Origin of the sequence: Pseudoalteromonas sp. A22, from assembly GCF_018141345.1 — a bacterium.
GTDB lineage: Bacteria > Pseudomonadota > Gammaproteobacteria > Enterobacterales > Alteromonadaceae > Pseudoalteromonas > Pseudoalteromonas maricaloris.
The window spans coordinates 2,992,115-3,014,785 of record NZ_CP047238.1 but is presented as its reverse complement, the minus strand read 5'-3'; the positions used below and the strand labels follow the sequence as shown (position 1 = coordinate 3,014,785).

The window sequence follows — 22,671 nt, the reverse complement described above, 5'->3', positions numbered from 1 at the left end:
TATATGCGCTATTTGCCCCGGCTTACGCCACGGGAGGTTCTACTTGAGCTATTGCGAACTGAGCCGTAGCTTGAGGTTCGAGAGTAGCTGCTTCGAGTTACTGCTGATGGGGTATTGCTACTTCGACTTAACCCTGATGCGCCAGACTTTTTCTTGGCATAGGGACTGGTAAACTGTTTGCCTTGGCGTTGATACGATTGTTGAGTACGCTTGGCGAGTTCAGTTTGGCGTTTGTAGCTTTTATAACTGGTGTATCTATGACGACCATAGTCACTGTAGTAACTGTATTTACGGTGTTTACTCCAGCGACCATATTCAACATCACCAACAATATCGCCAAGCATGCGATACATGCCGTACCACATCCAAAAGCTAGTGCCGTTTGAGTTGGTCTGCCATTCGCCATAGTTGGCATTACCAACAAGCTGATTGCCGACACCGGTCTGACCGTTTGCCGTTTGTTCCGCTTGCTGACTGATTGCGCCAACTCGCGCTAGCTTTCCATCTGACATATCGGCTAAAACATTGATTGGATCTGTCAGCGCATCATTGAACAAACTGATTGAAGCGGCTTCTTTTAACAAGAGCGCTTGGTTGATAATATCATCGTTGTTCATACTTGGAGCGGGGGACTTGAGGGACTGATAACGAGTCAATAAACTCTGATATAAGGTTCCACTGCTTGTTGCGTCTTGGGAAATAATTTGCGCAATTTCACTGAGCTGAGGTTTTTGCTGACCAAGTACTTTGCCATACTCAGTCAAAAGGTTGGCATTTCTCACCTGCTTTTTATCAAGGGCGGATCCCAGCGTATTTATCGCTGTTGAAGCTTCTTGAAGTGTATGTGTAATGGTTTGCTGGATACGTTCTTCTTTCGATTCGCAGCCCAGCATTAGGCTCAAAACACACAGTAGGCTAACCAGTTTCCAAATTTTAAAGTTGGACATTCATTGTCACCTAATCTACCTTGACCATTCGTTTTAATGTGCTGTTTTATTGAGTTTAAGTCAACTCAAACGTGCCGTGATCGGCATGTTAAAGGGGCTTAAATTGTAACAATAAATCAGTCTAGAAAGTTATTACCTATACACCCTAACATTTGTATTAACATAAACCATAGCGTTAGGTGGACTGGGATAATAATAGAGTTTGTTCATATAAAAGTTGCATTCGTATGAATGCAACAATCACTAAAGCGTAAAACGATTGCAGTTTCCTAGCAATTCGCCTCTAGAATGTCATAGATAGCATCTTCTAGGTCTTCTAAATCTGCTTCATCTATCAACAATCTGGCTTTTGACTCATCAAGGTCTAGCGCCTCCGCAAAGAAACCTTTAAAGCCTCGCGCTTTGCGATCAATCTCAAAGATGATTTCGAGTTGCTCTCCACGATTAAAGAAAACCACTTCTACCTCATCAAAGCGACCATGGAAGTCACCTGTGATCGTTTTAAACTCTAGCTCTTGTACGAATGGCAGGCGTGAGAATGATACTTCATCAATACCTTCACAGTCTGATTCATAAAGTTTAAAGCCAAGCGCTTCCATCGCATCGATGGCGGCTTGTTGTAGCTCGGTAGGTACGATATGTAAATAGTCTCTATCTGACTTGTCGAGCGCCATATCAATATCAAGGTTGGTAGCAATCCAAGTTTTGGATTGTCCTACAGTAAGCGGGGTTTCTTCAGCGAGGTCAAGCGCGAATGGAATGTGCTTTTCATCACCGGGTTCGATAGTAAATCGTTCGTTGATTTGAAATTTAGCAAGGGTGTGGTTTTTAGTGATGGTCGTTGTTTCACCTTCACTGTCTTCTCTTTCAACTGTGTAGTTGCACATTACGTTAAGATCTATTTTGTTGATCTCTTGAGCAACTTTGCCACCGATGATTTTAACCGTTCCAGAAATTTCTTCGCCAGGGGAGGCGTGATGGGTTTCTAAGATGGTATCTACTTTTGCTGCACCGATACCGACTGCGCCAAGGGCTTTTTTGAAAAAAGACATAGTCATCCTTATATATCTTGTGACCTTCCATCATGGAAAGCGCTGCCGTGTCGATTATAGGAATTATTATCAATTCGTCAATTGCTTTTCTCCTTCGAAGCCAATGGCTTGAAAATATTTTTTATGATGCAGTCGGTAATTAGTCATTATTCATAAAATTGGTATATTATTTTTATAACGATAGCCGTAGATGAGCAGTGTTCGTTGGCATGTTTCAAATTGCAAAGTTCAAGTTTATAGAATTATGGAACAGGATGTTGCAACGCCTCATGGTTAAGGACCGACGTATGGCCCGCACTCAAGCTTTGGCGCAACCGAGCTATGAGGAATTGGCGTCGACATTAAGTGCGATGCCGGATTTGATGTTTGAACTGGATGAAGAGGGGCGGCACTGGGACGCCAGAATACTTCGCCCTGAGTTGTTAGTCGCGCCTGCAGAACAATTGATTGGCCATACGGTGACTGAAGTGATGCCAGAGCAAGCCGCTAAAATAGTGATGCAGGCATTACAGGAAGCAAAAGTTAACGGCTATTCACATGGTAGCCATATTCACTTGTCTACACCGGTTGGTGAGCGTTGGTTTGAGGTCTCTATTGCCCGTAAGGTTATGACTGCAAGCGATCATCATGCTGAAACACGTTTTATCGTGTTATCTCGGGATATCAATGATCGTAAGTTGGAGTATCTAGAAGCCGAAAAGTTGGCGTATCATGACCAGTTAACCGAATTACCGAATCGTCATGTTCTCCAGCATGGATTGACGGAGCAACTCCGTGTAGGTCAACAGCTTGGTAGTTACAGCGCAATCTTGTTTTTGGACCTTGACGATTTTAAAAAAGTAAATGACTTGCATGGCCACCATGTGGGGGACCAGCTACTTAAGGCGGTTGCCCAGCGTTTGTGTGCTAGCGTACGCCAAGATGATGTGGTGATCCGTTGGGGAGGTGATGAGTTTGTGATTTTAATCACTCATTTATCTCCACAACAGCCTCAAGCCGAATCTCATGTGGTTGGGATCTGCCAGCAAATAATCAACAAGGTAGATAAACCATATCTCTTTGAAGGCAATAAGCTAAGTTGTCGGATTAGTATCGGCGTCAGTCTATTTAATAACCTCGATATCGAGACTGGGATCCAACAGGCTGATTCCGCTATGTATCAAGCCAAGCAATCTGACAGTGTGCGCTATGCTTTCTACAACAAACCAATTAAGGATGTGGGAACCTAGATAAATTTATCTGGCAATAACAACAACCATAATACACTTCGCGACTTTTCAGCAGTTTGAGGTGGATAATGAAAGTCGGGTTTTATTACCTAAGTTCTCATTGTGCTATGTCTAGTGTGTTATGCAAAATGGTTTCATTCCACGACAAGCCTATAAAGGATGTGGGAACCGAGATAAATTTATCTGGCAATAACAACAACCATAATACACTTCGCGACTTTTCAGCAGTTTGAGGTGGATAATGAAAGTCGGGTTTTATTACCTAAGTTCTCATTGTGCTATGTCTAGTGTGTTATGCAAAATGGTTTCATTCCACGACAAGCCTATAAAGGATGTGGGAACCGAGATAAATTCATCTGACAATAACGACAACCATAATACACTTCGCGACTTTTCAGCAGTTTGAGGTAGAGAATGAAAGTCGGGTTTGATTACGGAAGCTCTCATTGTGCTATGCCGAGTGTGTTATGCAAAATGGTTTCATTCCACGACAAGCCTATAAAGGATGTGGGAACCGAGATAAATTCATCTGACAATAACGACAACCATGATACACTTCGCGACTTTTCAGCAGTTTGAGGTAGAGAATGAAAGTCGGGTTTGATTACGGAAGTTCTAATTGTGCGATGGGTGTCATGCAAAATGGTGAAGTGGACTTACTGCGTCTCGAGCAAGATAAATATTACCTGCCTTCAACTATGTATGCGATGCACAATGCGTTAATTCCTGCATTTGTTAATCGTCATCTCAATGAACCAGATCCTGTCTACACACAGTCTCGCCAAGGGCTGCTAACGGTGGCGCAGCAAGCTAAGCGCGATCTCGATTTAGAAACACATGAAACAGGCGTTTTTTTTGGTCAAGCGGCAATTTCTGAGTATGTTGAATTTCCCGAAGAAGGTTTTTTTGTTAAATCACCCAAGTCCTTCTTTGGGGCGGTTGGGCTTAAACCTCAACAAATCGCCTTCTTTGAAGATATTGCTGCGGCGATGATGGTGGAGATTAAGCGCCGTGCCGAGTCGCAGCTGCAACAGTCCATTACCGACACGGTGATTGGTCGACCTGTTAATTTTCAGTCCGTTGGCGGAGAGGAAAGTAATCAACAAGCGGTTAATATTCTTACTACCGCTGCAAAAAGAGCAGGGTTTAAGGAAGTGGATTTTCTCTTCGAACCGCTCGCAGCGGGGATTGAGTACGAAAGCTGTCTTCAGCAAGATAAACTTGTGCTGGTGGTTGATATTGGCGGTGGTACTAGCGATTGTTCGTTTGTCAGAATGGGGCCGAGCTATCGCAATAACACACGGCGCCAGCAAGACTTTTTAGCGCATACGGGTAAACGTATCGGTGGTAACGATTTAGATATTGCACTTGCTTATCACCAATTAATGCCGTTGTGTGGTCTAGGTTCTAACATGAGTTCAGGTTTGCCGATGCCTAGTCAACTGTATTGGCAGGCATGTAAAATCAATGATATTCAGTCTCAACTAGACTTCTACAGTGATAAATTAGCGCGAGAATTACAAAGCATGTTGCGAGATGTCGCCGAGCCGCAAAAGCTGGCGCGTTTACTTCATATTCAACAGAACAAACTTACCCATCAAGTGGTTCGTGAAGGTGAGCTTGGTAAGATAGCACTCTCTGAGCAAGCAAAGTTTAATGCCAATCTTGGTTTTATTGAGCCACAGTTAACCTCTGAGTTTACGCAGCAAGATTTTGCCGAGTCCATCATGTCGAACTTAGAGCAGATGGGCATGCTTGCAAAAGAAGCCATTCATCAAGCGGGGTCAAAGCCCGATGTAATTTATCTGACTGGCGGTAGCGCGCAATCACCGTTACTCAAGGCAACGCTTGCACAGCAAATTGGTGATATTGAAATGGTGAACGGGGATAACTTTGGTAGTGTTACTGCAGGCTTGACTAAGTGGGCTGATAAAATATTTAAGTAATCGAAGTCAAAATCAGAGAAGCGGTCACAAACCGCTTCCATACTCATCTATTTTATCAATCTAAGCGACTAGCAAGGTACTGCTCATAATCAGGTAAATGTCTTGCGATTGGCTGGCTCATTTTATCGCACGCCATCAGTAAATCTGCCGTTGCTTCATTACAGGCAACGGGAATATTCCAGACAGCAGCGAGTCTCAACAGTGCTTTTACATCCGGATCGTGAGGCTGTGACGCAAGCGGATCCCAAAAGAAAATCAAGACATGAACATCCTGCTCCGCAATCTTGGCACCAATTTGCTGGTCGCCACCCATTGGGCCACTAAATAGCTTTGTTACTTCTAAACCCGTATTCTTTTCTATTAGGTTACCCGTTGTGCCTGTAGCGTAAAGCTTGTGCTGTTTTAGGCTATCTAAGTGGGTCTGACACCACTCAAGTAGGACTGGTTTCATGCCATCGTGTGCAACCAAAGCAATGTGCTTTTTAGCTGGCAGTGGCTGTGAGCGTTTTTGCATGTGTACTGCTCCTATTTTGCGTAACTGTTTAGAGTAATAAGTTGACTGCCAATGCGATAAAAATTAAGCCTGAAATACGATCAATCCACACCGGCGCTGCGGGATGCTGCCTAAAATAGCCAGCGATTTTATCACCACCGTAGATATACATGCAGTCGATGGGAAAAGCTAAAATAGGATACAGTAAGCCAAACATGGCCAGTTGCATCGCTGTCGAAGTCGCCAAGCTACTATCGACAAACTGAGGAATAAATGCAATAAAAAACAGGGCGACTTTGGGATTTAAGACTTCCGTCATCATTGCTTGGAACATCACGTTTTTAGGCTTTTTAGTGCTCACGTGCGGTTTTTCCTCGCAAGCTATCTGCCCCTTCTCAAGCGTCTCTTTGATAGTCATTACACCTAGATAAGCTAAGTAAGCTGCGCCGAGGTATTGCACTGTGGTATAGGCGGTCTCTGAGGCTTTTAGGAGTGCCGATAAGCCAACAACGGCAAAGAGTGTGTGGGTCACTCCTCCTAGCGCAAAGCCTAATGCGCTTTGCATGCCAGCTACGCGGCCATTAGTAAAGGTCTGCGCCATTAAAAACGCATTGGATGGGCCCGGTGCCACGGCAATTAACGTGCTGGCGATTAAAAATGAGAATAAGTATTCAAGATTTAGCATCGTTATTAAATTAGATCTTTACCAATCCATACCACTTTACCGAGAATTTCCAGCTGCTCCAATTCATTCGGCATCACCACTTGTTCACGGTATTCTTTATTATCGCTAATCAAGCGTACTGAGCCATCAAAGTTTTGTTGTAAGCGCTTGGCATAAAGCTCTTCACCAAGGCGGACAACATAGATCAAGCCTTCGCTTAATTTTTTATCCGATAAATCCACTAAAATTGTATTGTTATTGTGAATAGTGGGTTCCATTGAGTCGCCTTTGGCAAACACCACGACCAGTTGTGACTTATCTAGATTTTTAAATTCAATCCACTTTTTTCTAAATGCAAGATAACGTGCAACCTCGGCACTTTGGTTAAATGCACCATAACCCGTACTGACAGAGACATGGTAGCCAGGCACAACAACAAAGTCCTCATTGAAGTCTTCCAAGGTAATACTTTGCTGGATGATTGGTGATTCGGTTTTGCAATCAAGTGGGATCCCGGTAACGAGCCACATCAAATCTACGTTGGCTTGTTTAGCAATGCGTTCAATGACACTGAGTTTTGGGTCTTCCCCTTTTAATATTCTGCGCAGCGTCCCTTCAGATACATCAATTTTTAACGCAAAAGCTCTAATACTGTCTGGCTTGATCGCATATTCTACGCGCTCCGCTAGGCTCATGAGACTTTGTTCCATGCGTTGCCTCTTAAGTAATGATACGTGTGCGTCATTATATGGGCTATTTTTTGCGAAGTAAAATCATTTTTGACGCAAAAAAGATCCATTTTTTCGTTGAAATGCGTAAAAAACGGGTCTATTATCTTCATTAAATTACGCATTGAATGCATTTAGTCAGTGGGTGCGTAAATAAGTGATTTTTCTAAATGTCATATATTTGCGCAATTTTTTAAGGAATGAGTGTGATGTTAATGAGCCAACCTTTAATTTCTGAACGCGCGCCGCTTGGTGCTGCCATACTTAGATTTGCACGTAAAAGTCGCGGTTTTACTCAAGCTGAATCAGCCGCAAGCTATGGTATAGAGGAGCGAACATTAAGGCGCTGGGAGAATAACGAATACAACCCTAAATGGAATGATGTAATTGCTTTGGTTGAAGATGTTTATTTAATGGACATTGTTAATGTTATTGTGGGATTAAGGACATCAAGCGCTGCGTAAAAAATTAAAGCCAGCTTGCGCTGGCTTTGGTCGATAAAATCGCTATGGCTAACATAGCGACTTATATTCTTTTACTCTTCGTCTTCAACAAGCGTCATCAGTGAAGTGTTACCACCAGAAGCTGTGGTATCGATACTGATGGTTTTCTCAGTCACTAGACGATTGATAAGCGTATCGTAGTACTCTGCACTGATCACCGGCAGGATAGCACCTTTGCGCTCTGCAAGTTGCTGTGAGAAGTAACCAAGGCGTGAAGAGCGCGCAGCCACAACAGCACCTGCAAGGTGAGGGTGTGCCAAAATCGCTTGTAGCTGGTTTTGCTTCGCTACTTGGAATACGCCTTCAGCAACGCCAGTTGAGATGAACTTATCTCTAAATGCCAATGCTTCTTCATAGAACAAGTCAGAGGCTACTGTGATCACTGTGTTACCGGCAGCAAGTGCTGTGATAATTGAAATCGCCCAGAAGTTGAACGACGTACTCTTATCGGCATATACCACTACACAACCACGAGCTTCTAAGTGCAGCGTGTTCGATTCACCAGTAGGTCCCGGTAGCGTTGTGTAAGTACGCATACGCTTTTCTAAGCGGTTTAGCTGAGCACGTGCATCAGAAAGCGTTAATGACAAATCATCCGCCAGCTCATCAATGATGTCTACTGTTGCCACTTTTGCAAGTAGCTGACGCACTGCCGAAACACGGTCATTAAGCGCAGTACGACGCCAGATCTTCTCATCACGCTTAGAGTTTTGCATCAGTTTTTCAACTTGCTCAACGGCACCAGGGAAGTGGTGGATCTCTAGCTCATCAGGCGTCAGATCTGTCATTTGTACGTTGTCTGGTGACGCTTTTTCTTTCACAAGGCGAACTAAGTAGTTTGGACCACCTGCTTTAGGACCTGTACCAGAAAGACCACGCCCACCAAATGGTTGCACACCAACGATTGCACCAATCATGTTACGGTTCACGTATACGTTACCCGCGCGAGACATCTTAGCTAGGTATTCGCAGCGCTCTTCAATGCGTGAATGAACGCCCATTGTTAGACCGTAGCCTGTACCATTGATTTGATCGATCACATTATCAAGTTGATCTGCTTTGAAGCGTACAACGTGGACTACCGGACCGAATACTTCACGCTTAAGCACGGATAGATCAGAAATCTCATATAGACGAGGCGCGAAGAAGTAAGCGCCGTTCTCGCTGTTATCAGGGATCTTTGCTTCGAATAGGAGCTTACCGTTCGACTTCATGTAATCAACATGCTTAGTCAAAGTGGTCAGCGCTTTTTCGTCGATTACCGGGCCTACGTCTGTAGATAGTAGCGATGGGTCGCCGATATGTAGCTCTTTAAGCGCACCTTGGATCATTTCAATGATACCGTCAGCAACATCTTCTTGTAAGAACAACACACGAAGTGCTGAACAGCGTTGACCGGCACTTTGGAAACCTGATGAAATAACATCGTCAACCACTTGCTCTGGTAATGCTGTTGAGTCAACGATCATACAGTTTTGACCACCAGTTTCTGCGATCAGAGGAACTTGAATATCGTTACGCTCAGCAAGAATTTGCGAGATAAGCGTACCTGTCTCTGTTGAACCTGTGAACATAACCGCTTGGATACGCTCGTCAGGCACGATGTGTTTACCCACTTCGCTACCGCGTGCGATAACCGGTTGTACTACGTGCTCTGGTAAACCAACAGTATGCATTAATTCGATACAACGCAGGGCAATCATGCTGGTTTGTTCAGCAGGCTTTGCAATAACGGTATTACCCGTCACGATAGCAGCAGCTACCTGACCTAAGAAGATCGCAAGCGGGAAGTTCCACGGGCTGATACATAAAATCACGCCACGAGCTTCAAAACGCTCATCTTTAGAAAGCTCTTCTGCACGCGCTGCATAGTAGCGACAGAAGTCAACGGCTTCACGTACTTCATCGATGCTGTCTTGGGTTACTTTACCTGCTTCTTTAATACAGATAGCAACAAGTTCATCATGGTGACGCTCAAGGATGTCAGCAGTGCGGCGTAGTAAGTTTGCACGCTCTTCAACTGAGGTTTGAGACCAACTTTCAAAAGCCGCATCAGCATTGGCAAGCACGCTTTGCATGTGTGCTTCATCGTGTAAAGGCACAGATCCAATCACTTGTTTGTGGTTCGCAGGGTTACGAACAGCAAGGTGACCTTCTGGTACTTGGCTTTCATCGATTAGGTGTTCGTTAAACCAGTTGTCTAGGCTTTCTTTAAACGGTGTTAAATCGTTGATGTCCGTAAGGTCTTTACCTTTTGAGTTTGGACGCTCATCGCCATAAAGCTCGATAGGTAGTTTAATCTGCGTATTGTAACGGTTACGTAGGCCTTGCAGTGTTTCTACAGGATCTGGAAGTAGTGACTCAACAGGCTTAGTGGTATCAACAATTGCGTTTACGAATGATGAGTTTGCACCATTTTCAAGTAGACGGCGTACCAGATAAGCAAGTAGGTCTTCGTGCTGACCAACTGGAGCATACACACGACACTGAATTCCTTCGTTTTCAACGATTTGGTCGTAAAGTGACTCACCCATACCGTGTAGGCGTTGGAACTCGAACCCTTTGTTATCGCCTTTGGCCACTTCTAGAATGGTTGCTGCGGTGTAAGCATTATGCGTCGCAAATTGCGGGAATAGTACATCGCGTGCTTCAAGGAGCTTAATAGCACACGCTTTATAAGAAACGTCAGTCGTTGCTTTACGAGTGAACACAGGGAAGTGCTCAAGACCATCTTGTTGAGTGGTTTTGATTTCTGTATCCCAGTAAGCACCTTTAACTAGACGCACCATCAGTTTACGGCCTACGCGGCGAGCAAGTTCAGCTACCCATTCCACAACGAAAATGGCACGTTTTTGATATGCTTGTACTGCAAGACCAAAACCATTCCAGTCGCCAAGTGCGTCGTCTGAGAATACCGCTTCGATGACATCTAGTGAGATATCTAAACGATCCGCTTCTTCCGCATCAACCGTGAAACCGATATCGTATTCTTTCGCAGCAATCGCAAGTTCTTTTAGCTTAGGTACAAGCTCGTCCATCACGCGGTCACGATGTGTGAATTCGTAGCGCGGGTGGATAGCAGAAAGCTTCACTGAAATACCTGGGCTCTTAATTGGGCCACGGCCTTTCGCAGCTTTACCAATCGCGTGGATAGCAGTCATATAGCTTTGGAAGTAACGATCTGCATCTTTCATCGTACGCGCGCCTTCACCTAGCATGTCGTACGAATATACATAACCTTTTTGTTCTTTATCAGCGGCGCGATCGATAGCATCTTGAATGGTTTCACCCATTACAAACTGCTTACCCATGATCTTCATTGCATAGTTAACGGATTTACGGATAACTGGCTCACCAAGACGACCAATTGTACGCTTTAGTACGCCAAATTGTTCTTCTTTATTCTTGTCTGAATAGTTAACCATTTTACCGGTAACGAGTAGACCCCAGCTTGAAGCGTTAACAAATAACGAGTCGCTGCTGCCTAAGTGTGAACTCCAGTCGCCTTTTGCGAGCTTATCGCGGATCAGGCTTTCTTGTGTTGCTTTGTCTGGTACACGAAGTAAAGCTTCGGCCAAACACATCAGTACCACGCCTTCTTCGGTAGAAAGAGAGAATTCATTTAAAAGCGCGTCTACACCGTTTTGACCATCTTGATCTCTACGAATGTTTAATACCATTTGACGTGCACGTTCCCATGCTCGGCTTCGAGCTGTAACGCCTACCTCAGCTAAAGGTAAAATATGATCAATTACTGCGTTCTCATCGATGCGGTAAAAATCACGGATCTTTTGTCGGATAGGACAGTTAGTTGTCAAATCGCCGTTATAAAGCATAAGCAACCCTCAAAAATTGGAGTCAAAAATACATGTAATTCGCGCCTGCCTATGGAATCACACACCTTAATGTGCAGATTACAAAACTACATCTGAACTGATGCCAAACTAAGCAACCAAAGGTTGAAAGTGTAGTTTAATTTGTATAGGAAGCCTCAATTACGACAAAATGATGCAGTCACATTGCTAACCATAACACACCCATTTGGGGGTTCAAATTTTAGCCAGAATGCATTATCTAAATGTTCGAACAAAGCCGCGTTAAAGACTGAAATAAGCCGCTTTGCCCTTTATCGTTAATTTCGCGGGCATTCTATCGAAAAGACAGCAGAATATGCTGTTTTATTTTTAAGGAATACGGTAAATTTGCGGGTAATCTCAAACCCTCACAAAATTTTATGCTGATATGACGACTTCCATTAAAACTCGGGTATTAGATCGCATCGATTTAGCAATCTTAGACGCGCTCCAGCGCAATGGTCGGATCTCTAATGTAAACTTGGCGAAAGAGGTAAACTTGAGTCCGAGTCCTTGTCTCGATCGAGTAAAAAAACTCGAGTCGGAGGGGTATATCGAAGGATATACGGCAAGATTAAATGCCGCAAAACTTGGCCAGCATTTGGTTGCGCATGTGGAAATCACCTTAAAAAGCTCGACCGAAGCGGTATTTGAGGTGTTTAAACAGCATATTGTAAAAATCCCCAACGTCGTTTCTTGTGATATGGTAGCTGGCGGCTTTGATTATTTAGTTAAGATCCGAGTCCAGGATATGCGTCAATATCGTGAGGTATTAGGTCAAATTGTTGAAATACCTGGAGTTGGTACAAACCATACCTATATGGTGATAGAACACGTCAAAGAAGACATGGGTGTAGAAGTACTGAACTATCAGTAACTGTTGGCCCAATTTAAGGAATAATAGATGCAAAAAGTGGTACTTATCACCGGTGCGAGCCGTGGGATTGGTGCGGCAACGGCTCAACTGCTGGGACAACAAGGGTTTACAGTTGTTATAAATTACAAGCAGAATGTGCAAGCCGCAGAAACGGTTGCTGATACCATCCTAAGTAATAATGGTAAAGCGCATTTGTTACAAGCAGATGTCACAGATGAAAAATCTGTAGAGGCAATGTTTGACAAGATAAAGACCGATATTGGCATAGTTACGCATCTGGTTAATAACGCGGGGGTGCTGAACACGCAGACTCGAGTTGAACACATGACCGCAGCGCGTATCAACAATATGCTTACTAATAATGTTACGCCGTATTTCATTTGTGCTCGCGAAGCAATTAAACACATGCGTTTAAGTGCCAATCCAGCACAGTGCGCCATGGTAAACGTATCGTCGGCAGCTTCTTATTTAGGTGGGGCTAATGAGTATGTTGACTATGCGGCTGCAAAAGGTGCAATAGACAGCTTCACTAGAGGCTTATCTCTGGAATTAGCCGCTGAGCAGATCCGCGTGAACTGCGTGAGACCGGGCTGCATTTATACCGATATCCACGGCGACGGTGGCGAACCAAACCGAGTTGATCGCCTAGCCGATTTTTTACCGCTGAAGCGAGGTGGAACCGCGATTGAGGTTGCCAATGCCATCGCTTGGCTTTTAAGTAACGAAGCAAGCTTTGTTACAGGAACTTTTATTGATTTAGCTGGAGGGAAATAGCAATTTATGAAAAATAAAATTGTTTATGTCTCAGGAACATTTGATCTATTTCACAGTAATCATTTAAAAATGATTAGTTATGGCCGAGGTTTAGGGGACACGTTGATCGTTGGTGTAAGTACCGATGAACTTGTTTGTTCTTATAAAAAGCCACCGGCAGTGCCATTTGAAGAGCGTTTAGCGATTATCGAAGGGTTAAGAGATCCAGATCTTGCTATTCCACAACGTACTTTAGATCATCGTGAAACGGTGAAAAATCTAAATATTGATGTGTTCGTGATTGGCGATGATTGGAAGGGAAAATATGATTATCTGAAAGAGCTTGGAGTTCAGGTATTTTACTTTCCTTATGGTGCTGGCGTTAGCTCTAGTAACTTAAAGCAAAAAATCTACGATCAGTATAAAAAGCTAATAGAGCAAAGCGACAATCATCCAATCCCAGAGCCACAGAAATGAAAGTGTTAATAACGGGCGGACAGGGGGGTCTTGCCGCTTATTTAAGCGATGAATTGAAGCGCTTAGGACACGAAGTAGAAGCACCATCACGCGCGCAGCTTGATGTCTCTAAACCAGCTGGAGTTGAGCGTTTTTTTGACGACAAATCTTATGACTGTGTAATCAATGCGGCAGGAACGCTTTACTCAAGTTTAGTGGCAGACTCAGACCCAAATCTTTGGATCCGTGACATCGAAGTAAACCTAATCGGCACTTATTTAATTTCTCGTGCTGCAATTAAAGCAAACAAAGCGGTGCATTTGATCAATGTGGCGTCGACGGCGGCATTTAACAGTTACAAAGATTGGACGTCTTATTGTGCGGCGAAAGCGGGCGTGGTGACCTTATCTAAAGGTCTTCACAAAGATGGCTACAAAATAACGGTACTGTGTCCTGGGGCAATAGATACTAAGCTGCGCGATGGTCTTACTATCAATAATCCCAATGTGATGAGCATACCACAAGGCGCTGCGCCAATCTTAGAGGCTGTAACTACACCACAGCACATCGGTAAGCTGCTTTTTTATCGCCTGAATGAAAGTCGTAGCGAGTCGCTTGATTAAACTGGTTTGCTAATATTCATTGGCATAATGCGCTTGAGCTAGGTTCTCAATACGATTGCGCAAGGTCGGTGCAAGCAGTTTGTAATAGTATGTGGTGGCATGGAAGTCACCGCGCGCATCACTGACAAAATGAGGGATTTGCCCAGCAACTTTAAAGCCCAAACTCTGATATAGGATTTCTGCGTCCGAATCCGATTGTGTATCAAGGACGAGTAACGATATCTGCTGCCGTGTAGATTCTTGCTCTATGGCTTGCATCAGCTTTGTTGCCACGCCTTTTCGTCGGCTGTTTGGATGCACCAATAGTTTTTCCACTTCTGCCCGGTGCTGAGCATTATCTTTTGTTGCTGGTGAGAGTTGCACACAACCTGCCATTACGCCATTAAGTTCAGCGATAATAAGCGTCTTTTGCGACTTGATCACAGCATCGAATACCTGCCACCAGTAGTTTTGTATTGCTCTGCTAGAGGATGAGGGCAAAAAGCCGATAGAGGCGCCAAGATTAATACAGGCTTGCGTCAGTGCGCTGAGCTGTTTTACCCAAAGCTGACAATCTAAGCGATTGTATTTCAAGCTAGGCGCCTGAATAATGCGAAGCTGCATAGCGCTATTAGACAAATTGTTCATGCAGTTCCTTATTTATCCGTGCCAGACTTTGTTCAAGCCTTGCCTTTTCATGCATTAATTTTTGCCATCGAGTTTGCTGTTTCTCTTTGGAGCGTCGCAGTGCTTCGTAAAGTGCTCGCTGCGGCACATGATAGGCTTTTGCTGCTTGTGATGGGGTGAGCATATCGTTCATTACTGCGTGGACCGCAGTGTCTAGTTTGCCAAGTGTCATTGTGCTTTCTCCTTAACATCTACTGGGTTTGTTGCTGTATCGTGCACAGGCCAGATACTCACATCCAAATGCCAAAGTAAGTACATCGTTTGATATAAAGTGTACATAATTACGCTCCTTTCTTTGTCGTGTTAGTTGATAAGGAAAAACTGTGCCATAAATTAAAATTATTTAATATCAATAAGATGTGGTTTTTGTTGGTCTGTAAATATGTTCACATTGCACTGCTTTAGTGAGGTGAGTGCAGCATTTGCACCGAATTGAACAGAATTAGCGCGAGAGTGCTTAAAAGTTAATTTGGATCAAATTAAAGTGAATAAAGTAAATAAAATGTTTATTTTTAATATTTGGATAGTAGGCTTTGTGCGACTTTATTGAAGGAGCATTTTTTCATGTCTGAATTATCCAGAACCCAAGATATTACAGACCCTGAGGGGTTACAGTTCCAAATTCAAATTGACGACATTGCGGTTAACGCATGCGATGGTGAAACCGTGTTGTCTGTATTGCTTGCGGCGAACTACAAGCAAATCATGGAAAGCGATCGAGAAGCCGTATCCGGTGCTTATTGTGGTATGGGCGTTTGTCATTGTTGCCAGGTAACAATAAACAAACAACATAAACAAAAGGCTTGCCAAACCTTAGTACAACCCAATATGCAGGTTGAAACTAAACAAAATCGTTTCAAGCAGGTTGGAGTATAGTGTGATGTCTAGTTGTCAAAAAGAAAAAATCGTTATTGTTGGTGCAGGACCTGCAGGCGTTAGCTGTGCAGCTGAGCTGGCTAAATATGGCATTACTAGCACCTTAGTTGATGAAGCACCAAAAATTGGTGGGGTGATCTATCGCGGGCCACTTCGACAAGCAAGTAAGCTTCCTCATTTAGATGAAAATCTTAAACGTTCGATGGCTGCACTAAAGGTACGCTACGAACATCATAAACAAGATATAACACTACAACTACAAACCAAAGTGCTTGGGCCTGAAGGCGAAAGCGGTTTGCTGGTGCAAACACAAAATCAGTTAACGCAAATAGATTACACCAAGTTGGTTCTGGCAACTGGTTGTCACGAGCGCAGTGTGCCATTTGAAGGATGGCAGTTACCTGGTGTGATGTTAATGGGCGGGATGCAACTTCAGCTTAAAAGTGGGTTAGTTCGACCAGGGAAAAAAGTGGCTTTAGTCGGAACAGGACCATTATTACCATTGGTTGCTTGCCAGTTACATAAATCCGGTGCACAAGTGGTTGGCGTATATGAAGCGAGTCGCTTTAGTGAACTGGCGAAAGAGACTGTGGCGCTGCTTAATAAACCTAAGCTTACGCTTTCGGGATTGAGTATGTTGGCGTATCTCAAAAAGCATAATATTCCATTCAAGTATGGCTATGGCATTGTGAAAGCAGAAGGCCAAGAAAAACTCTCCAGTGTTACCGTAGCGCCTTACGATGAGCATTGGCATGCGGACTTGTCAAAAGCACAGCATTTAGCCGTGGATAGTTTGGGAGTTGGCTATGGTTTTGTTGCCCGCACCCAGCTTGCCATGCTACTTGGGGTTTCTCATCAGTACACCACCACGAATGGTTATGTGCCTTTATTAGATGACAATTTACGCAGTAGCTTAAATTCAATTTTTGTCTGTGGTGATACCAATGGTTTGCTAGGCGCAGAAGCGGCTATCATTGAAGGAAAAATGGCCGCAACCATGCTTGCCTATGAGCAAGCCTGTTTAAGCGAAACGGCCTTCCACACGCGAATGCGCAAGCTCAAGACTAAGCGTAAGCAAGCACAGAAGTTTAGAGCAGGATTTGACCGCTTCTCGGCGCGACGAGAGGGGCTGCTAGCGTTAACCCAGCCAGATACTGTGGTGTGTCGCTGCGAACAAGTAAAGCGCCAGCAACTCGATTTAGCATTGCAACAAGGTGCAAAAGATTTATCTAGCGTGAAAATGAGAACCCGTATTGGCATGGGAGACTGCCAAGGGAAAATGTGCTCTAGCTATGCACTAGACCGACTGCACGCGGCAGGGCACTTAGATACATTGGGCGTGATAAGGCCAAGATTCCCACTTGACCCAATTCCATTTACTCTACTGGAGAAAAACCATGAAGCAGTATGATGTCATTATCGCAGGTGGCGGTGTAATTGGTGCTGCCTGTGCCTATTTTTTAAGCCGCGATACCAACCTAAAAATCGCGTTAGTGGATTTAAAAAAGCCGGGTAACGCGTCTCGTGCCTCTGCGGGTGGATTATGGGCAATTGGTGAGTCGGTTGGTCTTGGCTGTGGTGTGATCTTCTTCAAAACCTTGTCTAAGCTCCAAAGCGAAGGCGATACCGAAGCTGCAGAAACATTGCGGCCGCATCAATTACCAGAATGCTTTTTTGAACTTGCGCTCAAGTCAAACGAGTTATATCCAGCACTGCATGAAGAAATGCTGGCCAGACATGATGTCGACTTTAAGTTTGAACGTACCGGTCTTAAATTCATTATGTACAATCGCGATGATGAAATATATGCAGATAGCATAGTGTCTGGGATCCCTAATTTGTCCTCGCAGATCCGTTGGTTAGACCAACAGCAATTACGTGCAGAGGAGCCTTATATCACCCCAGATGCAATTGGTGCGATAGATTTTATTTGCGACCATCAGGTAAACCCATACCGGTTAGTTGATGCGTATACCGAAGGTGCACGCCAAAATGGTGTTGAGTTATTTCTGAATACCGAAGTGCTAGAGGTACTGCGTGAAGGCAATAAAGTGATAGGTGTGAGGACGCAAGATCAAAGCCTACATTGCGACACTCTAATTAATGCCGCTGGTGCCTGGGCGGATGACATTTACCATCAGGCGACAGGTAAACACATGCCAGTTTACCCGGTTAAGGGTCAAATAGTGCTGTCTGAGCGCATGCCTAAAGTATTAAATGGTTGTATCAGTACCAGTGATTGCTACATTGCACAAAAGGACAACGGCGAGATTTTAATTGGCTCTTCAACGGAGGAAAAAGGCTTCGATACCACCAATAGTCTAGATAAAATCACTGAGTTGTCACAAGGTGCTATGAAGTGTCTACCCATTCTTAAAGAGTCGAGTATTAAACGTTGTTGGGCAGGGCTTAGACCCGGTACACCGGATGAGCTGCCAATTTTGGGCCCCGTTGATGGAGTGGAAGGTTACATTAATGCGTGTGGGCACTTTAGGACGGGGATTTTAATGTCGGCCATTACTGGCACGCTTATTACTGAACTCATGACAGGCAAACCTACCTCTGTTGATTTGGCTCCGTTTTGCGTTGAAAGGTTCGAATAAGCATTTGATTCTGTTGTCTTAATGGGATATATCTAGTTGCTGATGAATATTCCATTAAGGCAAGATAGACGGTGCAATTACGCAAGCCTAAAAAACTAAACCGAGGTGATACCCTTGCGATTGTATCACCTAGCTGGGGTGGCCCAGGTACATTTCCCCATATTTTTGAGCAAGGGTTAGCAAACCTGCGTTCGCTTGGTTTTAATATCGTTGAAATGTCGTCGGCTCGAACGGCTGCGGATGTGCTCTTTTCACAGCCACAATTACGTGCAAAAGATATTAATGATGCCTTTGCCGATCCGAATATAGCCGGGATAATTTCTTCTATTGGTGGTTCAGACTCCGCGCGGATCCTACCTTATTTAGATAAATCCGTTATCTTGAATAACCCTAAGTTTATGATGGGATATTCTGACTTTTCCACGCTCACCACATTGCTGAACCAATGGGGATTAGTCACCTTTAACGGCCCATCGGTCATGGCCGGTTTCTCCCAGTACCACAACGCTAGTGTTGAGTATCAAGCCTATTTAGCGCAGGCGCTGCTAGGTGAAGTCCATTATCCAATATTCAAAGCTTATTCTCATGGATATCCGGAGTGGGCAATACCAGAAAACGTCGGTAAGCTGCATCCCGCTATCGCGACAAATGGTCCAAAAGTACTGCAAGGTACAGGGCAAGTGGAAGGGCGGCTATTTGGCGGCTGTTTTGAAGTGATGGAGATGCTAAAAGGCACTGAATACTGGCCATCGCCGTCATTTTGGCAAGACAAATTGCTATTTTTAGAAACCTCTGAGGATAAACCCAGTCAAGACTATATTCGCTTTTGGTTACGTAACTATGGGGTGATGGGAGTGTTTGAAAAAATATCCGGCTTAATGATTGGCCGTGCTCGGGATTACAGCGAGCGCGAGATGGCTGCGCTTGATGAGGTGATTTTATCGGTTGTACGTGATGAGTTTGGCTGTGACAGTTTACCCGTAATAACTCGGCTTGACTTTGGCCATACCGATCCGCAGTGGATTTTGCCGCTAGGAATACAGCATCGCTTGGATTTGGATAACTTCAGTCTAAATGCGAAAGAGCCGGTATTTGATTTGTTGTAGTGGTGTGATGAGGGAGGAAAACCGTGCTGGTAGTTTTTTTTTTGTGCTTGCAGGCAAATTTGCTGCTTTTGAGAGAAAAACTAGAACTCACAGTCAATACTAATCCCCCTTTACCACACCCGAAAAACATAACTTATCGGCGGGTAAACCACCTCCCACAAAACTATTTAGACTGTAAGGTAGGAGGCTACGCTGATAGTTTTTGCAATGCTTGCAAGCAGCTTAATCATAAAAATTGTAGAAGATCTCACAAGCAACTTATTCCCCCTCCATCACACCCGAAAAGCATAAGCTGATACGCAATGTGCCGACAGGATGTCGGCCAAGTCTTGTCTGGCAAAGGGATGTGCCTTACAAGGCGGTTGCACTATATCTGTTTAGGGTTTGAGGATTAAGTGTGATGCTGGGGCGACGTTTTCTTGGTTTGTTCTTTTTCGTCGTTTAACAAGAATGAACGAGAAGCGCATGGATGCGGTTTGATATTAAACATGGAGGTTTATTTTGCTAACAGCTGATAGCTGATAGCTGATAGCTGATAGCTGATAGCTGATAGCTGATAGCTCGAAATTTATCGTAAAGTCAGCTTGTCCTCCTGACAGGTTTCGACGCCCATCCATGGGCTACGACTTACTTTTCTTTGATGCCCAAAGAAAAGTATGCAAAAGAAAAGTATGCAAAAGAAAAGGCACTCCCAACATCACACTGACTCCTCAAGTAAATTGCCAATATGAACGTCACCGCTTTTCACGCGTCCATGCGTTGAAATGACTCATTGGCAATTTACTTTCGGGTGTGATGAGGGAGGAAAACTGTTCTGATAGTTTTGTTTGGTGCTTGCAGGCAAATTTGCTGCTTTGAGAGAAAAACTAGAGCTCGCAGTCAAAGCCAATCCCCCCTCCATCACACCCGAAAAACATAAGCTGATATGCAATGTGCCGACAGGATGTCTGGCAAGTCTTGTCTGGCATAGGGATGTGCCTTACAAGGCGGTTGCGATACCAATTGTATTAGGTAAATGAGCAATTTGAAGCGGAGAAATAGCTTTAGTAGCTCCGCTCTCGCGTCCTGCTACCGCCAAGGTACCTATATCCATATAGGCAAGGCAAAAATTTTGCTATTTAGTTGTTCTAAATGAGAAATTTTTAACTACGCTAATATGGTATTTCACCCTTCAAATTGATTGAAGACTTAGTGCTATTGGTATTATATATCGGCTTAGGGTTTGAGGATTGAGTGTGATGTTGGGGCTACGTTTTCTTGGTTCGCTCGATCGCGTCGTTTCAAAAGAATGAACGAGAAGCGCATGGATGCGCTTTGATATCAGCCAAGGAGGGGATGTTTGATTATGGCTGCTTTGTAAAATCAAGTAGTTAACCTGCCTAATTGCTCAGGCTAGCGGCCTCTGTATGCGTAAAAAATATAATTGTTTATTAAGCCAAGTTTAGGTGTAATGAATACATAATAAGCGCTGAGCAATGCAGGGAAAGCTTACATAACACTAGCTAAACTGATTACACTAGCTAGGAAAGTGAAAGCCTCCAAAAAGCCTATTTTTTCTAAGTAAGCCATAGCATAAATAACACCAACTCTGACACATCGAGCAGGTAGCGGCTCAGTCCAACAAGCGATTGTGCAACACAAACTGCGTGTGGCATAAATACTAAAGTGTTATGCTCCAAGGAGAAATCATGGATATTCGCGATAAATTTAAAGCAAGAATTCAATACTCTATTCGAGAGTCTTATGAAATAGGTTATTCACCAATTAGGTTTGAATCTATGATTCAAGAAAGGCATCCAGTAGAGGTAGCGAAGACTTTAGTTTTATCTGGTGAAATTCAAACAGGTGTTAGAGAATTAAAAAGACTTAACAGGTTAGATCTTACAATTGAGAGCCTAATGTGTTTGCCAGAATTTAAAGTGTTGTTTACGTCTGACGAGTTAACGGCCGCAAAGTGGCGGTTAAAAGAAGCATAACAAAGTCGTCAACGCGGACAAAAAACTGTTGGCTGTTACGCTTCGCTTCACTTTTTAGCCAGCAATTTTTAGCCGGTTACAACGGCGTTATGTTGGCTGTCTAAGCTAACATTCTTTCACCTTTTAAAACAGCAGCTTGTGTAAATTATTTATGAGTATCTAATCCAATAAAAGTTATGCTATGGTTATTCAGCTAGCGTCCAGTTTTTAGTATTGAACAGACTAATTATGGCTCTGGCTTTTTAAATTAACCCACGATGATGGAGGCAGCCTCGTGGGGAGTCATTATGTTTAGCACTACTAGGAGATATCGTGCATAAATCTATACCTTTTTTATTTCTAATTTTTACATTAGCTTCTTTTTCACTGAAAGCTGAAAATCATGAGTATGAGATCAATAAAGTCGAATATAAAAACTTAGTTGCAAACTTGTATTTACCTAAATCTGAAAAAAAAGTTCCTGTGGTTATTGCAATAGGTGGTTCTGAAGGAGGGATCAGTACAGGTGATGCTAATGGTAAAATGATTGCACCGCATGGGATCGCTGTACTAGGGTTGGCCTATTTTAAAGAAAAAGGGATTGCTCAGACTCTTGATCAAATACCCTTAGAATATTTTTTAAGTGCAATTGATTACCTTGAAACTGTTCCCTCAATAGATTCTTCAAAAATTGGCTTTGTTGGTGGTTCGAGGGGAGCTGAATTAGCGCTTTTATTAGCATCGAAGGAGCCACGTATCAAATCTGTTGTGGCAACAACTCCAAGCAAAGTAGCATGGTATGGAATGACCACAGCAAAGTCAGCGTGGACATTTAACGGAAAAGATATTCCTGCTTTAAAGTTGGAACTCGATGAAAATGCTCCTTTACTTAGTCGATTTGAAGCTGCATTGGAAAATAAAGAAAATGTAGCAAAATCACTATTTTCTTTCGAAAAGATAAATGGTCCAATATTATTGATTTCAGCAATAAACGATCAAGTTTGGCCCTCATTTCAAATGTCGAACGAGATAGAGGAATACCTTAAAAAACATAAGTTCAAACACTCTATCATACACAACGCATATCCGACTGGTCATGGCTTTAGTCAAGAGACGGCACCTGAAATTAAACAGTCAATAATTAATCATTTTTTGCGTACGTTATAGAAATAACGTGGAAATCCGTAGTTAATTTTTAGGTTGGGGAGTGAGGTTTAAATTAGAAATAGAGAGCTCTTCCGAAGTTCTGCACCAATTATAATTAACGGCGGCAACGCGTTTTAAAATCGAGCAATCGCATTTATCCAGATTAGCACTTGCTCAAATTAACATAAAAAAAC

Annotated in this window: 21 protein-coding genes; 13 read left to right on the top strand and 8 right to left on the bottom strand. The window is 43.5% G+C overall.

The annotated features are described in order from the left end of the window. Window positions 1-8: 8 nt before the first annotated feature. Window positions 9-947: a CHAD domain-containing protein gene (locus tag GSF04_RS18450; RefSeq protein WP_211858302.1), complete on the bottom strand. Its 939-nt coding sequence runs from the start codon at window positions 945-947 to the stop codon at window positions 9-11. 269 nt (window positions 948-1,216) lie between these two features. After that, window positions 1,217-1,999: a sporulation protein gene (locus GSF04_RS18445; protein ID WP_130125896.1), complete on the bottom strand. Its 783-nt coding sequence runs from the start codon at window positions 1,997-1,999 to the stop codon at window positions 1,217-1,219. 287 nt (window positions 2,000-2,286) lie between these two features. On the opposite strand from GSF04_RS18445, the gene GSF04_RS18440 reads away from it, so the two are divergent. Together GSF04_RS18440 and yegD are read left to right on the top strand one after the other, a co-directional pair. Then, window positions 2,287-3,228 (top strand): sensor domain-containing diguanylate cyclase, encoded by a 942-nt coding sequence (locus GSF04_RS18440; RefSeq protein ID WP_226899294.1) that lies wholly within the window; start codon window positions 2,287-2,289, stop codon window positions 3,226-3,228. Between the two features lie 587 nt (window positions 3,229-3,815). Further along, window positions 3,816-5,174, top strand: a complete 1,359-nt coding sequence (gene yegD, locus GSF04_RS18435; protein WP_211858300.1) for a molecular chaperone — start codon at window positions 3,816-3,818, stop codon at window positions 5,172-5,174. A 55-nt stretch (window positions 5,175-5,229) separates the two neighbouring features. Here the strand turns inward: yegD and GSF04_RS18430 are convergent, their stop codons facing one another. Genes GSF04_RS18430 through GSF04_RS18420 form a run of 3 tightly spaced genes read right to left on the bottom strand, consistent with a single transcriptional unit; the run spans window position 5,230 to window position 7,041 of the window. Next, the gene (locus tag GSF04_RS18430; protein WP_211858298.1) at window positions 5,230-5,688 is read right to left on the bottom strand and encodes a methylglyoxal synthase; all 459 of its coding nucleotides are present in this window, start codon (window positions 5,686-5,688) and stop codon (window positions 5,230-5,232) included. 28 nt (window positions 5,689-5,716) lie between these two features. Next, complete coding sequence (locus GSF04_RS18425; protein WP_211858296.1) at window positions 5,717-6,352, bottom strand: LysE family translocator; 636 nt, start codon at window positions 6,350-6,352, stop codon at window positions 5,717-5,719. Window positions 6,353-6,357: 5 nt separating this feature from the next. Beyond that, window positions 6,358-7,041 carry a S24 family peptidase gene (locus GSF04_RS18420; protein ID WP_010371973.1) on the bottom strand — a complete coding sequence of 228 codons (684 nt, stop codon included), beginning with the start codon at window positions 7,039-7,041 and terminating at the stop codon, window positions 6,358-6,360. 227 nt (window positions 7,042-7,268) lie between these two features. On the opposite strand from GSF04_RS18420, the gene GSF04_RS18415 reads away from it, so the two are divergent. Further along, on the top strand, window positions 7,269-7,523 hold the full coding sequence (locus tag GSF04_RS18415; protein ID WP_010371972.1) for a helix-turn-helix transcriptional regulator: 255 nt from the start codon (window positions 7,269-7,271) through the stop codon (window positions 7,521-7,523). A gap of 71 nt (window positions 7,524-7,594) precedes the next feature. On the opposite strand, the gene putA is transcribed toward GSF04_RS18415, so the two are convergent. Next, window positions 7,595-11,398 carry a bifunctional proline dehydrogenase/L-glutamate gamma-semialdehyde dehydrogenase PutA gene (gene putA, locus GSF04_RS18410; protein ID WP_211858294.1) on the bottom strand — a complete coding sequence of 1,268 codons (3,804 nt, stop codon included), beginning with the start codon at window positions 11,396-11,398 and terminating at the stop codon, window positions 7,595-7,597. Between the two features lie 406 nt (window positions 11,399-11,804). On the opposite strand from putA, the gene GSF04_RS18405 reads away from it, so the two are divergent. From GSF04_RS18405 to GSF04_RS18390, 4 genes are read left to right on the top strand one after another with little or no spacing between them, the layout of a single operon-like run. Further along, the gene (locus tag GSF04_RS18405) at window positions 11,805-12,293 is read left to right on the top strand and encodes a winged helix-turn-helix transcriptional regulator (protein ID WP_010371968.1); all 489 of its coding nucleotides are present in this window, start codon (window positions 11,805-11,807) and stop codon (window positions 12,291-12,293) included. Window positions 12,294-12,320: 27 nt separating this feature from the next. Continuing rightward, a complete protein-coding gene (locus GSF04_RS18400) occupies window positions 12,321-13,067 on the top strand; it encodes an SDR family oxidoreductase (RefSeq protein ID WP_211858292.1) in 747 nt (248 codons plus the stop codon). A 6-nt stretch (window positions 13,068-13,073) separates the two neighbouring features. Continuing rightward, window positions 13,074-13,523, top strand: coding sequence for an adenylyltransferase/cytidyltransferase family protein (locus GSF04_RS18395; RefSeq protein ID WP_010371961.1), 450 nt, complete (start codon window positions 13,074-13,076; stop codon window positions 13,521-13,523). Then, entirely contained in the window at window positions 13,520-14,125 is a 606-nt protein-coding gene (locus GSF04_RS18390; RefSeq protein ID WP_211858290.1) for an SDR family oxidoreductase, read from the top strand. Before GSF04_RS18395 ends, GSF04_RS18390 begins: the two co-directional genes overlap by 4 nt. A gap of 9 nt (window positions 14,126-14,134) precedes the next feature. On the opposite strand, the gene GSF04_RS18385 is transcribed toward GSF04_RS18390, so the two are convergent. Next, entirely contained in the window at window positions 14,135-14,752 is a 618-nt protein-coding gene (locus GSF04_RS18385) for a GNAT family N-acetyltransferase (protein ID WP_211858288.1), read from the bottom strand. Further along, window positions 14,736-14,963 carry a helix-turn-helix domain-containing protein gene (locus tag GSF04_RS18380; RefSeq protein ID WP_211858286.1) on the bottom strand — a complete coding sequence of 76 codons (228 nt, stop codon included), beginning with the start codon at window positions 14,961-14,963 and terminating at the stop codon, window positions 14,736-14,738. Before GSF04_RS18380 ends, GSF04_RS18385 begins: the two co-directional genes overlap by 17 nt. Before the next feature lie 392 nt (window positions 14,964-15,355). On the opposite strand from GSF04_RS18380, the gene GSF04_RS18375 reads away from it, so the two are divergent. The 6 genes from GSF04_RS18375 to GSF04_RS18350 all read left to right on the top strand — a co-directional run bounded on the left by GSF04_RS18375 (window position 15,356) and on the right by GSF04_RS18350 (window position 22,498). After that, window positions 15,356-15,667 (top strand): 2Fe-2S iron-sulfur cluster-binding protein, encoded by a 312-nt coding sequence (locus GSF04_RS18375; protein ID WP_010371949.1) that lies wholly within the window; start codon window positions 15,356-15,358, stop codon window positions 15,665-15,667. A 4-nt stretch (window positions 15,668-15,671) separates the two neighbouring features. Continuing rightward, on the top strand, window positions 15,672-17,078 hold the full coding sequence (locus GSF04_RS18370; protein ID WP_211858284.1) for an FAD/NAD(P)-binding oxidoreductase: 1,407 nt from the start codon (window positions 15,672-15,674) through the stop codon (window positions 17,076-17,078). After that, on the top strand, window positions 17,065-18,270 hold the full coding sequence (locus GSF04_RS18365) for an FAD-dependent oxidoreductase (RefSeq protein ID WP_211858282.1): 1,206 nt from the start codon (window positions 17,065-17,067) through the stop codon (window positions 18,268-18,270). Before GSF04_RS18370 ends, GSF04_RS18365 begins: the two co-directional genes overlap by 14 nt. A 71-nt stretch (window positions 18,271-18,341) precedes the next feature. Next, a complete protein-coding gene (locus GSF04_RS18360; RefSeq protein WP_211858281.1) occupies window positions 18,342-19,376 on the top strand; it encodes a S66 peptidase family protein in 1,035 nt (344 codons plus the stop codon). Window positions 19,377-21,064: 1,688 nt separating this feature from the next. Then, the gene (locus GSF04_RS18355) at window positions 21,065-21,352 is read left to right on the top strand and encodes a hypothetical protein (RefSeq protein WP_211858280.1); all 288 of its coding nucleotides are present in this window, start codon (window positions 21,065-21,067) and stop codon (window positions 21,350-21,352) included. Window positions 21,353-21,664: 312 nt separating this feature from the next. Continuing rightward, window positions 21,665-22,498 (top strand): acyl-CoA thioester hydrolase/BAAT C-terminal domain-containing protein, encoded by an 834-nt coding sequence (locus tag GSF04_RS18350; RefSeq protein WP_211858279.1) that lies wholly within the window; start codon window positions 21,665-21,667, stop codon window positions 22,496-22,498. The last annotated feature ends 173 nt before the right edge of the window (window positions 22,499-22,671 follow it).